Raw genomic sequence first — 14434 nt, forward strand, 5'->3', positions numbered from 1 at the left:
GAGCGACTTCTCTTAAAATAACTCACAAACTATTTCCCAATTGATCCGGAATTCCGTAAACTTGCGATCAGAATCGTGTAAGGTTAATTTTTGTCTCTAATAAGAACTACTATTAATGCAGCAATTGCGCTCTCGACCCTTTTTGAAGTGGGCCGGTGGAAAGTACCGACTACTAGACAAACTCGCACCTCATTTAAAAGGTCGAAAATTAATTGAGCCTTTCGTTGGCTCGGGTGCCGTTTTTCTCAACCAGGATTTTGAACGCTATCTATTGGGAGATATCAACCCAGACCTCATCAATCTCTATCAATGCCTGAAGCAAGAAAAGCGCAAGTTTATTAATTACGCCAGATCTTTTTTCAATCAAGAAAACAATTCTCAAAAAGCTTACCTTCAATTTCGAGAAGAATTTAATAATGGCTTAAAAGGGCGAAGACGAGCGGCCTTGTTCGTGTATCTGAATCGACATGGTTTCAATGGTCTTTGTCGTTACAACAAGTCTGGTGGATTTAATGTGCCATTTGGGCGATACGTTAAACCTTACTTTCCAGAAAAAGAAATGTATCATTTTCTAGTTAAGGCGAAACAGGCAAAATTTGTCTGCGGTGATTTTGTTGCGTTAATGAATCGATCTCGCCGTGGCGATGTGGTTTATTGTGATCCACCTTACGTACCTTTGTCACCGACAGCGAGTTTTACCAGTTATGCTGCGCAGGGTTTTTCTTATGACCAGCAAGTCGAACTAGCTTATCGAGCCAAGCACCTTTCTGAGCGTGGTGTTAAAGTGATCATTTCCAATCATGACAATGCAATCACCAGGCAGATTTATGAAGACGCAAAAATTGAAGCCTTTCCAGTGAGGCGCTTTATCAGTTGTGATGGTAATAAACGTGGTAATGCTAGTGAGTTGCTAGCGATTTATGAATAGCGTCTTGTTCAGCATTAGCTGAGGCGTTGAATCAAATTAATGCGAGAATAAATAATAATTTCTTCATTTTAATTTTCAATAGTTACGCTTGCAGGCTTCAAGAGTAAGCTAAAACTAACTCTCATACCTGGCCAGTTTCGTATCTGAAATGTTGCGAAAAAACTCGATATTCCAAAGCTGAAGCCCGCTAAAACTCTTTAATGAGTGAAATATAATAATTAGCAAAAATCTATTTCTTAAAAATTCGACAAGGGCATTAAACTTTCGACAATGCCAGGTATCGATGTTAGGAATTAGTTTTCTTAGCCGTTGAGACCAACTTTGCACCGCATTTTAGAAGGTAAGAGGAGCAAGGAGAATACGATATAGGTATTTTCCAAATGTTAACGTTTGCTCAAAAATTGAGAACAATTCACATTTTGTTTTGAATTAACACCATCAGGTTGTATTAAAATTATCCTGTTGTTAATATCTCATGATTGAATATCAACAAATTAAATAATTGGCAAATAATTTACATTCAACCGGGGGATATTAAATGAGAATATTAAAGTATCTATTACTTACGACAGTTATACTCTTAGCTGGATATGTGAGTGAAGCTAGAACCGCGGAACTCAGAATCTTTTTTATTAAAGAAATTATGACCGACTTTTGTAACTCCGAGGAGAATACTTGTACAAGTATCATCGAAGTACGACCTTTACCAACGGAACCTCCACATTGGCGAGTAACCTACGAATCAAATGCAGGTTGTCCTGAAAAGTCGGGTAGGTCGGGCTGTCCTCAACCAGGAGCTGGTTGTCCTCGGCCAGATGATGATTGCATATAAGTCTACCCATTTCGTATTGTAGATGCCTTAATTTGAAGGCGTCTATTCCTGTATACGGGCACGATAAATGGCAAATCGATTAAAAGTTTGTAGGTATTAAGTCAATCAAAAAAATGAATCGTTTTTGCTTTGCCTTTCTAATAAGTCTTTTCCATTTGTCTCTGTTTGCTTACGAGCTAGACAGTCTAAAAAACGATTTTCGTTTTCAGAAATTACCGCATTCGGACAGCCTATCTCACATTGTCATTAGGGATATTATCCAGGATAAAAAAGGATTCATATGGATAGCGACAAGCGATGGGCTTAACCGCTATGATGGAAATTCAAATAAAACCTATCGGCCTTCGCAGCAACGTACTAATTCTATCAGTCATTTTTATATCAGTAACCTGATTGTTGATAATAGAGGTGCTCTTTGGGTTGGAACTGAAAAAGGACTCAATCAATATAATGCTGAACTCGACAATTTCGAGATCGCTCAAGACAAACTGAACCGAGAAGTTTCACTTGATAAAGTTGCTGTCAGTAAAATATACGAAGATTCGTCTCATCGATTGTGGATTGGCACCAGAAAAAATGGTGTATTTCTCATTTCGAGAGACAGAAAATCAATCACTCCTATCCATATAAATAATTTAACTGAATATAAGTTTTATGCACAGGATATTATCGAGTTTGACAGTAAAATCTTAGTGGCTTCCAGACATGGCCTTTATCAATTTGACGAGAACAAAGTCGAGCTCAATAAAATTAAAGCATCGCTACCTAAACTTGGTAAAAAAAGAGCTATCAGGGAAACCACGCTTTTTAAGCTATCTGACAAGCGTTTGCTTGTCGGCACCAAGAAAGGGCTATATTCGTTCGACTCAGCTTCGAATACTTACAAGGAAATTTATTCTGATGTTTTAAACGGACAATACATCACAAAGTTACTTTTAACCACAGACAATCAACTATTTGTAGGCACTCGTTATTCTGGATTAATCAAATTTGAGCTTGCAACTTCAAAGAACAAACGATTTACCAACTCTCCATCTGAGCCATATAGTATTATTGATAATCAGATTCTCGCAATTTTTCAGTCGAATGATAATCTCCTTTGGCTAGGCACTAACTTGGGCGTCAATATTGTCAACTTAAGTGGCGAGTATTTTGGACATATTCTTGCGAACGATGAATCTTCGGCTTGCTTATCAGGCAACACGATATATGCCATGTTAATGGATTCAGATGAATTTATCTGGGTCGCGTCATGGGGACATGGTTTACACAAAATCGATTTACAAAAAAATCAATGCGAAATATTTAGAACAATTCCCGGGTATGAAAACAAAAATATTTTAGCTAATGTGGTTTCGCTACATGAGGATAATCGCAAAAATTTATGGATTAGTACTTTCGATAATGGACTAATAAAATATTCTAAAGGCGCTAACAAGTTCAATTTATACAACTCTAACAGCTCCGTTTCGCAAGCACTGCCATCAGACACAGTAAACGCTGTTTCAAGTGATGCAAATGGTAATATCTGGATCGCAACTTCTGGCGCAGGGCTTGCGAAAATTGATTCCAGCAATAATACAACATCGAGCTATTCACCGGAATTTGAGGGTGAAAATAGTTCTACATTGACGACAGTAAACAACATCTACGCTGATAAACAAGGAATAGTCTGGCTAGCTACGCAGTATAATGGTTTAGTAAAATTTGATATCGCCAATGAAACATTTACTCGATATTTGCGTAGCGATACAAACAAAAGCGGGTTACCTCCGACATTATTGTCAGTTGATGAAGATCCTACAGGAATGCTCTGGATTGGAACAAGAGGGTATGGGGCGGTTAAGTTTGATCCGCGAACTGAATCATCTAAAGATTACTCGGTAGAAAATGGGTTATTCAGTAATGTCGTCATGGGAGTAAAAACAGACTCTTTGGGAAATCAATGGATTTATACTGACAATGGCCTTTCGCGTCTTTCATCTTCAGATCAATCTTTGTATACCTATTTTCAAGAAGATGGAATGCAGTCTAATTCGACCACTGGCGCTGGCTTTTATAATCCAAAAGACGATTCTCTGTGGGTTGCCGGCGTAAACGGGTTCAACATAATATCACTTAGTAAACTTTCTGACAGACGCCTTTATAATCCAGCTCTGATAACGAACCTGGAGCTGTTTTATAAACCAGTACCAATTGGTAACATTGATCCAGATTCGCCCCTAAAAACTTCGATCATAAGTACCGAACAGTTAGAGTTTAATTACGATCAAAATGTATTTTCTCTTCGTTATTCTGCTTTAGAGTTCGAAAATCCAGATCGTGTAAAGTATGCTTTTATGTTAGAAGGTTACGATGAGTGGAATTACGTTGACTCGACCCAACAACGTGCAGTTTATACGAATGTTGACCCAGGCGAGTACGTTTTTAAGGTTAAAGCATCGAATAATGGCAATTGGGGGAGAGCTGCGACCAGCTTGAATATCATCGTAAATCCTCCTTGGTGGAAAACGAATTTTGCTTATTTCTCATACCTCTTTCTAATCGTGTTGTCGATATATTTGTTCGTTTCTTTCCGGACAAAAGCATTAGTTAAACGCTCTAAAGAACTAGAAAAATCAGTTGTGAAACGTACTAAAGAATTAGCTGAAGAAAAAACTAAGGTTGAGCTGCTTCTTTCACGTAAAAATGAGGAGTTTGCTAATGTATCCCATGAGTTCCGCACACCTTTAACTTTGATACTGGGGCCGCTTTCTCAAGTCTTACAATCGAAATTAAATAACGAGCAGAAAAGACGTTTAAATGTCGTTCAAAGAAATGGTTACCGATTACTCAGGATGGTGGAACAGTTATTAAATCTTGAAACATTCAGGATTAAATCGATAGCTCAAAAATCTCCACAAGCCATTGGTAACAGTTTGCACCTTCTAGCAGAGGCTTTTAAAGATTTAGCAACGGAAAAACAGATATTGTTTAATGTTCCTGAACCAATCGATATCAATTTTGAGTTCATTCCAGATGCGTTCGAAAAAATCGTTGTTAACCTGCTTTCAAATGCGATTAAGTACTCGAAACCAGGCGGAAAAATAGATGTTAATTGTGAGCGCACTAACAATAATGAATTTAAATTAACCATAACTGATACTGGAATTGGCATTCCTGAGTCTAAAGTCGACACTGTCTTCGAACGGTATGCCAGAGTGCTCGACGATAGTAGTGAGCAGATAACAGGTTCTGGTATTGGATTAGCGCTCGTCAAAGAACTTGTTAAAGCGCATCTGGGTTCTATTGTGCTTGAAAGTGAACTAGGCAAGGGCACCACAATTGTGGTTACGTTACCTATCATCAATGAAGTTAAAATAGACCAGGTTAACATTGCGGCTAGTGACGAAATTGTCGCAATGGAAATTATGGGACTAACTCAGCAGCCAAACATTGAAAAAACAACACAAGACCTAGAAGAAATAACTGAGCAAAAAAACAGTGTTCTCCTCATTGAAGACAATGTGGACATGCGAAATTATATTAAAGAAAATATCAATTCAAGGTTTAAGGTTTTTATTGCGGCCAATGGAGAAGAGGGCGTTAAGGTCGCAACCGAGGAGATCCCTGATCTGATTATCAGTGACATTATGATGCCCAAAATGGATGGCTATGAGGTCACAAAACAATTGCGTTGCCAGGAGTCAACTAACCATATTCCAATCGTATTATTGACTGCGCGTAGTGATAGAGAAAGTCGCTTAAAGGGCTGGCAAGAAAAGGCAGACGAATACCTGACTAAGCCGTTTGATGTCGAAGAGTTGTTAATTCGCCTGGACAACCTACTTGAAATTAGAGAAATACTGAAAAAACGTTTTAGTGAAACAGCATTTGATTCGGTCGATCAACAAAAGGGAATTGTAAAATCAGTTGTAGAAGACGAATCCGACGTTCAAGATAACGTCAGTCATATGCAACAACTATTCATCGAAAAGCTTAATGGTGTTTTAGACACTCTCTATCAAGAACAATCTGTCTCAATTACCGAAATTGCAGACAAAATGGCAATGAGTGATCGTCAATTACAAAGGAAATTAAAGAGTATTCTTGATCTGCAGCCAGTCGCTTATTTACGTCGCTTTCGGTTGGAAAAGTCTAAAGCTTTGATAGCGAAAGGTAAAAGCGTACAATATACCTCTGTTGAAGTTGGTTTCTCTTCGCAAAGTTACTTTGGCGTTTGTTTTAAAGCGCAATTTGGACTTTCGCCTAAAGCTTACTATTTATTAAAATCAAAGGAAAAAAGCTAGAAAAGCGGCACATCAGACAATAATTTCCTCCACCATAAATATCACAAACTCGTGAGAAAATCGTTAACTTCATGTTATTCACGCGTGATCATTCCTCAATAGAATACTTTTGATGCTTCGAATAATCATTATTCCGCATTAAAAATACTGAACCCATTCATAAAAGGAATCCAATTATGAAGACAAGAACCTCAGTAGTATTCATTGTGTTGGCCACACTAATGTCTTTTAACGTATTCGCCAGTAGTCAATATAAACACAAATATCACGCCGCAAATTATAAGGTAACGATTACTAACGTCACTAAAGGTATTAGCTTTACACCTTTTCTTGCTGCAACTCACAATCGTAAAATTAATCTGTTTACCATCGGAGAAGTCGCATCTTTCGAAGTTTCCCGGGTAGCAGAAGGTGGAGATATTTCCGGGCTTAATGCTGTTCTAGACCAATCGGATAATGTTCTGGCAACTGAAAGTAGTGCGGGTTTATTGGCGCCCGGACAATCTGTCATGCTGAAAATTAAAGGCAGTAAAAACTTTAGAAAGCTTAGTCTTATTTCAATGTTATTGCCCACCAACGATACCATGGTAGCGCTTCGTGGTGCTAAGTTGCCAAGACGTGGCAAAGTGACTTATTTTATGAAAGCTTATGATGGTGGTAGCGAAACTAATGATGAATATTGCGCAAACATTCCTGGGCCACAGTGTGGTGGAATTCCATTTTCTCCAGATGATGATGGCGAGGGTTATGTTTATCCCAGTCCGGGCATTCATGGGCATGGTGATTTGTCGACTTTAGATTACCAGTGGGATGGGCCTGTTGCTAAGGTGGTAGTTGAACGAGTTTACTAATATTTTTGAGTTTAACTATAGAGAGCGGCGTGCCGCTCTCCTCAAGTCAATTCGTTGCCACTAATAATAATACTGCGCAGTTAACTGAATGTGATCATCTCTTCTGATTAAATAAGCTGGGTCTTGCGGCTCGTCAGACTCAAACAATCTGACATCTAACGAAACCTTCAAACTATCACCAAATCGGCGACTGGCCTCGACCAAAAAGCTGGTCGATTTGAAATCCAGATCATAACTCAGCCCCGCCAAAACTTCGGTAGAGTCAACATCATTGAGTGCTAGTCGGCTACCAAAGAAAACATCATTCTGGAAAGTTGAAGGGCCATCGTCGCCGCGCTCATCCCACGCTATTTCAACTAGCCATCCAAGGTCAGCGTTAGAGTCCATGACACCATACTGACTGTATTCTATGCCACCCTGTAGCGCCCAAAAATCTTCGCGATTATTGTCATTATGAATAATCTCTAACTTCCATAAAGCATCTTCAATATTAGCCTGTAATTCGAAACCAAGTTGGCTAATCTGTTGGTAGAAAGGAACCAGTTCAGGAACAACATTCTGCAGTGGAGACTGAATTAACAAGGGATCTCGACTGGTGCCTTCAAACCATGAAACGCCGATTTCGTAATCACCAATGCTATGGGCCCAACGAACTGCCCAGTCCACATGATCTTCTTCGTCGCTGGACTCATAAAAGGCGGTATCGGCATTAATGATAGGAAGTCCGGGTCTTCCCTCATCGCCGGCAAAGGTTCGTTCACGAAAGTAGGGTAAAACGTAAAAGTCGATGATTCCCCAGTCATTAACCAGAGAGAGGTTGACCATCGGTTGGCCAAGCTTATCTTCGTTATCGACATCTTCAACAGAGTCACTCTGGTTGATAATATCAACGAGGTGCTGAAATTCTGTCACGCCCCAGAAAACACGCCTTACACCGATACGGCTTTCCCAGTCGTCACCAACGTGAATCCAGCTGAGTTCTCTAATATCAGAATGGGTTCTTTCATCGTCGTGTTGATCAATACGAGCTGATGGTACAAACTCAAAAGAGTCGTTGCCATCGTTCCAGCTCCAGAAAAACTCTGGCGCAGCTGCTAATGAAAAATAAGTGTCGTGTTGAGTGGGAAAGAGCGCGTCTTCAACAAAGAAACGCCCTTGTAACTCAATGTTGCCACGAACTTCAAATTCATTAGCCGCTGCCGAGTTGAAGAAACCTGCCGTGAGGCAGGACACTGCAGACAAGATTAGTTTTTGGTTCATTGATTTTTTCATTAATTTATACATAGCTAAATAGTATCGATTACTTATTTATTCGTTCGTAAGCTCAGCGTTGACTTAAAGCCATTTCGACGCTCAACCAGTTGATTAGTAACCTGCTTGTGCCTTTTCTCAAAAAGAGAAAAGGCACAAGCGTATTGATAAAGGAAAACGATGGTAGACTTATCGTGCTCTCTTTAATGCATTTTTGTTAAAGTCTTTTTCGTCAAGACCTTTTTGGAATTGATAATTTTTCCAGGTTAACAAAGTGCTTTTTCCTGACTGGTGATTAACCATTTCCAATTGAGAAGCACGCCAGTATTTATTCACGTATTGGTTATATTGAGAGAAAGTTAGCGTTTTGAGTAAAGTATTTTTGCGATCATAAAAGTCTGTTTTTTGAGTGCGGTATTCTGCTTTATCAATCCAGACTACGCGACGTTTGTAACCAGAGTATTTATCTCTAGGATATTGTTCTACAACCCAGCAATCTACACCATTAATCGTCTCATCTTTAATATATTTATAGTCATATTTTTCGATTTCGAAAGACGTTAAGTCTTCAAATGAAAACTCACTTCCCATAAAAGAGCCTGACTTGTTGCGAGAAGAAATGCGCTTGACTCGTTTTAACGCTGGTAAATAAAGCCATTGCTCATCATTCGTAGTCGGGTGTGAAAAACTTAAGAAAGCGGTTCCCTTAACGTCGTTAGGCGAGTTAAAAATTGTTAAGCTTTTATCGCCGTCATTTTCCTGTTCCATGCTTTTAATTTTCATCTGACGAGTTGAAGTTTCGCCATGTTGATTTTTAAGTAGCATTTCCATTTCTGCCTGACTGTCTCTCCAGCCAAGGTCACGATTTTTCGATTCTTTTGAAATAGCTAATCCTTTATCTTCTGCTTCACCTGCAAAGACCGGGCTTGAAAAAGCGAGCATCGAAGATAGGGTTAACAGGCCTACTTGTAAAAGTTTCATTGAAGTCTCCATAGTGGAATTTAATTTTAAATTTTTCCAGCTTGCCTCGGTTGTTCTCTGATTAATCCGAGGCGAGCTCTGTTATTCGTTATTCGCGAGTCGCTCGTGCCAATTCGGGATTTTTTAGTTTTGCTTCCCGTTCGGCTTCTTTATCTTTTTTGCTTTTTAGTAACATCAATAGCGGCGGTAAGAATAAGAAGTCGATAATCAGGGCGATTAAAATGGTCACTGCAGTCAACAGACCCATGTCGGCATTAACCTTGAAACTTGAAGTCGCCATGACGCCAAAGCCAGCGATGAGTACCATGGTCGTAATCCATAATGCTCTTCCGACACTCGCAAAACTATAGCGGACAGCATCTTCTGAACTCAGTCCTTTTTCTCGTCTTGCGCGGATATATTTACTTAAAAAGTGTACTGTGTCGTCGACGATAATACCGAGAGTGACCCCCATTACTACTGAAAGTCCAAGGCCTACTTCACCGACAAACAATCCCCAAACACCGAATCCTACCGCTGCAGGTGTCAGGTTAGGGATCAAACTTATCAGGCCAAACTTAACAGAACGAAGGGCGAAGCCTAACAATATCGAAATCAATATTAAAGCGAGAGATGAGCCTTTTAACATGCTTACGATGTTCGTTGAACCGATGTGGGCAAACATTAGCGATGGACTTGCCAGCGACAGACCATACTCTGAATTTTGTTCATTAAAATGACGCAGTACTTTCTGTTCTAGTTCAAGAATCTCATTTGAGGTCAAGTTCTGGAAAGTCGCAATCACACGAGTCGAAGACTTATCAACATTGAGCTGATTGTTAACATCCAAACCTTGTGGTAACGATAGCTCGTACAATAACAAGTATTGTGCGGCGAGTTCTTGTTGATCAGGTAAAATGTACCAGGCCGGATCATCGCCATGCATATTTCGATTCAATCGTTTCAGCGTATCAGTAATGGTATTCACATTGTCTGTTTTCTCCATTTCCCTTAGCCAGTCGGAAAAATCTGCAACAAACTTAAGAAATTTGGGATCGTTAATACCGCTGCTTTTGTTTGAGTCAAAGGACAGTTCAAGAGTTGTCATGCCGGACAAGTGTTCTTGCATAAAATCAGTCGCATTTCTGAACGGAACTCGTTCGTCAAAATATTTAACGAAATCATCGTTAAGTTGGTTTGAAGGTACGAAAGAAGCAAATCCGATGATAACAACAGTCGAAACGGGTAGCAGCCATTTACGGTTGCCGATAACAAAATTTGCCAGCTTATCCATCATATCCACTTTATGCTCAGCTGTTTGTTTAACCTTGATCGGCAACAGGGATAACATGGCTGGAAAGATTGTTACTGAGAATGCAAAGGCCAACATCACACCAATTGCGACCATATTACCCAGGTGAGCAAAAGGCGGTGCGTCGGAAAAGTTCATGGTAAGGAAACCAATTGCGGTTGTAATGCTGGTCAAAAACACCGGTTGCATATTAACGCGTAAACTATCTTTGATGGCTTCATTTTTGTCCATACCATGGCGCATATTATAATAAAATGTCGAGAGTACATGGACACAGTCGGCGACGGCTAAAGTTAAAATGACGGTGGGTGAGCCGGCAGAAGGACCGGTCAAATATCCACCTAACCAACCCCAGATACCCATGGTGCCAAGCACACTGGTTAAGATAATCAGTAGCGTTGCAAAAGTACCGGTAATGGTTCTTAGTAAAAGACCTACAGCTAGAATAACAACCAATAGCATTAGTGGAATTTTAACTGAGCTATCGGCTTTTGATGCCTCGGGAAAACTGGTGTTCATCATGATCATGCCAGATAACATAAATTGGATATCTGGGTATCGTTTGGCAAAGTCGTCTCTAATTGCGCGTACTGAAGCTGCCACTTCAGGAACTTCGGCAGTCATATCTATTGCCGGTAAGCGAATAGTGACATTCACCACAGCGGCATCGGAATTTTCTGAAATCAGTTTTTTCTTTAGAATTGGTTCACTTAGTGAAACACGCTTTGCTCTGGCAATGAGCTCATCGTCTAACATATCAGCTTCCAGCACCAGGTCTTCAATCATTAGATCGTCGCCTTCGGCAAAGCTATATTGGAAGTTGGTGATAGAATCAACTCGCGAATTGTAAGTGACCTGCCACGCTTCATTCGTGAGTTCCCAAATAGCGGTCAGGGTTTCTTTGGTGAAAACATTGCCGTCCTTTGGAGCGACAATAAAAGCAACGTTATCACTTTTACTATAAATTTTCTGCAAACTTAAAAAATCGTTCAGTTGCTTATTATTATCTTTAAAAAATGTTTTGTAATCACTTTTGAATGGTATGTTCCATTGGCCGTCTTTAAAGGCGCCGGAAAATGCGATGCCAACAAAAATCAAAACAGCTGCGATAACAAGCAACCTATTGCGTAAAATAAAATCAGAATACTTTTCCATGACGGTTTACTCTGCTGTATAGTTAATATGACTAGATTAATATGACTAAGTAAAAATGGCTCAATTAAAAAACTAAATTAATACAAGTTCGATTTAAAAAATCGGGTTAAAAATCAATTCACTCGACTCAATGGAAATCAGATAAAAATAAATGGCGTTCCATTTTTCTCAAGTTGTTCTATTTCCGGCTGAAAAATCTCTTGCGTTATCCTTTTGATTGTCTCGCTGTAATCCCAATCTTTTGACAGTGGCTTCCAGTTAAAGCCATCGAGTACTAATCTGGCGTTTGTGAGAGATTCTCTTTCTAAAACCATAGGTCTTAATTTTTCCGAATGGCCTTTGCTCATAATCAATGCCATCGCTCCCCACGAAGCCGACCACATCGCAAAAGTGACCTGTTCAAAAGCCATATCTTCAGGCAACACCAGATCGCCTGCATCAATGGCTTTGCCAATTTCGACATTCATTATTCCCATTAAGTTGGATTCACATTCATGATGGGTTTCATTTCTATCGTCCGAACTGCAAGCGGCAACGCTCGGAGAATGAGCTGATAACACAGCAAAAAGTTCAGAAGGGTGTAACTTGGCCCAAAGGATGTAGGAAACCATGACTGATTGAATGCGTTCACGACTATTACCTTTAAACTTCAGCGCACGGACAAAAAGCTCCTGGACTTCTTGAATGCAGGTATTACAAATCGCCATGAGTAAGTCTTCTTTACTGATGAAGTGCTTGTAGATAGTTCCCTTAGAATAGGGAGAAGCGCTAACCAGCTTGTCGATGGTTAAGGTTGTCAAACACTCCTTTTCCACGAGTGAACGAGCAATTTCAATTAACTCCTGTTCTCTTTGGGTAAATTCGCTTTCACTAATAGTTCTTGGACTCATGGGCGGTCATTCTATCTTGCTGTTAATACACTTTTATTAAACGCGTTAGCTAAAATTGATTCTCTTTGTAACACGATGTTTTTCGGACGTGTTACTTTTTCGGAAAAGCCGTAATTTCATGCCACAGCGACAATCGCTTTATAAGTGACGAACCGTCACGTGACGATTCGTCATTATAAGGAGGTCGTTGAATATATCAAGCAAAAATCCTAGAAAATGAGAATTGTTTTTATTTAAAAAGTATTGAAATTATCTGCTGAGAGTCGTTTTTATTGCGACTATTTTTAAAAAATTGAATAAAAATAGTAGGTTAGAATGGAATTAGTTGATTGCGTTTGGAATATTCGCTAAGTGTTTTTTCTTAAGTAAAAATCAATCAATTTATTCGTTAATTTGTTTTTTCTCACCGATATAGAAAAGTTTCCGCAACTGATGGCTTATCCAGAATTCGGGTTGTTTGACACTGATTCTTTCTATCTGAACGCTGGTTTCACTCGTTCTAAAAAAGCTCGACTGATGAAGATTCTTCACTTTGAGTTTTTGATTTACTTTTTTTAGGCCTGATTTTATCGTCCCAAACGGCGTCGTTAAAAGTAAAGCTATCCAGAAATGAGCGTAGTTTTTTAGCTAGTTTAATCATATCTTCCGAAGTTAACGCGTGTTCGCTACCACTTTCGATGACATCTTTGTTGAGTTGCACCATTGAATCAATTTCGTGTTGTGCTTCGGTGGAAATTTCTTTTTGTCGGTTTGACGCGACGATTAAATTATTAGAATGAGTGTTGATCAATTCAATCGACTTGAGCACGGTATTGAGTTGCGCGGAGGCCTGGTTTGAAAGTTGCTCTGTCTCAGTTGAGGCTTTTGCACCGATCTCCATGGAGTGGCTGACAGCGGACGTGCCTTCTTGAATTCGGGCAACCATATCGCGGACTTCCTGAGTAGAAGCGCCGGTTTTTTCTGCTAAGGTTCTGACCTCGTCTGCAACCACTGCAAAGCCTCGGCCTTGCTCACCGGCTCTGGCGGCCTCAATTGCGGCATTGAGAGCGAGCAGATTGGTTTGATCGGCGATATTGGTGATCACGTCAATAATATCGTTGATCTGATTACTATCCTTCTGGAGCTGCTCAATATGTGTGGTCGCTTCAGCGATATGTTGAGTCAATTTGGTAATACTTTTTCCCGCATGTGACGCGCCTTGATGGGCTTCTTTAATAGTTTGGTTTGATTGGGTGAGTTCGTCGGAAACCTGGGCTAAGTCTTCATGCAGCGCCATGCTGGCTTCATACACCTGACCAAATGCACCGTTGAGGTTATTACCGAGTTGCTCTTGCATCATCGCCTTTTGTTGCATGGTGTGATAGGTGGCGTTTAGCTCTTCAGCCATTGGCGTAAGACGAGCTGTCGAGGCGTATAATTGAGTCAGTAGGTCATCAATTTTTTGTATCTGATTATCGACTGCGTGGAAAATTGGTTTAAATAAGCTTGAACTTGTGCCGCCGAGTCGAATTTTAACATCAATTTCTTTGCTTTGATTAATAGCATGGGCATGGCTGGATAATTTTTGGATAGCGCGATAAAACGCTCGGTAAAGTTGAAAAATGCACGTGACAAAAACAACGATGAAAGCCAGCCCTATAATCAATAGCTGTTCTGTTGAAAGCTCTGTTAGCGTTATCAGGCTAACCATACTAATGATGGCAATTGCTAATCCCGGGCCTAGAAGTTTTAAAGACAACCCTGCCATGGAGAGCGCTGACTCGCTCACTTGTCCCCGGCGCTTTTCTTCTACCATAAGTTCCTCTTATTTTTAGTGTTGTCTGGTGCGAATATTTGAGGAGGTATAACTCAAAAAACTAATTAAATTGGTTACTTAGACTATAGGACAAATTTTTGATGAGGGTAAAAAATTTGCTTTTATCGATCTACCCACAGGTGTTTGGAGTTACGTCAAATGACTTGGTAT

The 14434-nt window shown here is 39.9% G+C and carries 9 protein-coding genes; 3 read left to right on the top strand and 6 right to left on the bottom strand.

Annotated features, from left to right (window positions below):
• The first annotated feature begins 115 nt into the window (after window positions 1-115).
• On the top strand, window positions 116-928 hold the full coding sequence (locus FLL46_RS02260) for a Dam family site-specific DNA-(adenine-N6)-methyltransferase (protein ID WP_142891788.1): 813 nt from the start codon (window positions 116-118) through the stop codon (window positions 926-928).
• Between the two features lie 686 nt (window positions 929-1614).
• Here the strand turns inward: FLL46_RS02260 and FLL46_RS26895 are convergent.
• Window positions 1615-1770, bottom strand: a complete 156-nt coding sequence (locus tag FLL46_RS26895; RefSeq protein ID WP_168204005.1) for a hypothetical protein — start codon at window positions 1768-1770, stop codon at window positions 1615-1617.
• A gap of 103 nt (window positions 1771-1873) precedes the next feature.
• Between FLL46_RS26895 and FLL46_RS02265 the strand changes: the two genes are divergently transcribed.
• Window positions 1874-6049, top strand: coding sequence for a hybrid sensor histidine kinase/response regulator transcription factor (locus FLL46_RS02265; protein ID WP_142891789.1), 4176 nt, complete (start codon window positions 1874-1876; stop codon window positions 6047-6049).
• 176 nt (window positions 6050-6225) lie between these two features.
• Window positions 6226-6900, top strand: coding sequence for a spondin domain-containing protein (locus tag FLL46_RS02270; RefSeq protein ID WP_142891790.1), 675 nt, complete (start codon window positions 6226-6228; stop codon window positions 6898-6900).
• A 60-nt stretch (window positions 6901-6960) separates the two neighbouring features.
• On the opposite strand, the gene FLL46_RS02275 is transcribed toward FLL46_RS02270, so the two are convergent.
• The 5 genes from FLL46_RS02275 to FLL46_RS02295 all read right to left on the bottom strand — a co-directional run bounded on the left by FLL46_RS02275 (window position 6961) and on the right by FLL46_RS02295 (window position 14263).
• Window positions 6961-8160 carry a hypothetical protein gene (locus FLL46_RS02275; protein WP_142891791.1) on the bottom strand — a complete coding sequence of 400 codons (1200 nt, stop codon included), beginning with the start codon at window positions 8158-8160 and terminating at the stop codon, window positions 6961-6963.
• Window positions 8161-8340: 180 nt separating this feature from the next.
• Window positions 8341-9132 (bottom strand): outer membrane lipoprotein-sorting protein, encoded by a 792-nt coding sequence (locus tag FLL46_RS02280; protein WP_210418575.1) that lies wholly within the window; start codon window positions 9130-9132, stop codon window positions 8341-8343.
• Between the two features lie 88 nt (window positions 9133-9220).
• Window positions 9221-11578 (bottom strand): efflux RND transporter permease subunit, encoded by a 2358-nt coding sequence (locus tag FLL46_RS02285; protein ID WP_142891793.1) that lies wholly within the window; start codon window positions 11576-11578, stop codon window positions 9221-9223.
• A 137-nt stretch (window positions 11579-11715) separates the two neighbouring features.
• Entirely contained in the window at window positions 11716-12468 is a 753-nt protein-coding gene (locus FLL46_RS02290; RefSeq protein ID WP_142891794.1) for a TetR/AcrR family transcriptional regulator, read from the bottom strand.
• 499 nt (window positions 12469-12967) lie between these two features.
• A complete protein-coding gene (locus FLL46_RS02295; RefSeq protein ID WP_142891795.1) occupies window positions 12968-14263 on the bottom strand; it encodes a methyl-accepting chemotaxis protein in 1296 nt (431 codons plus the stop codon).
• Window positions 14264-14434 lie beyond the last annotated feature (171 nt).

Source organism: Aliikangiella coralliicola (assembly GCF_007004725.1).
In the GTDB taxonomy this organism is placed as follows: domain Bacteria; phylum Pseudomonadota; class Gammaproteobacteria; order Enterobacterales; family Kangiellaceae; genus Aliikangiella; species Aliikangiella coralliicola.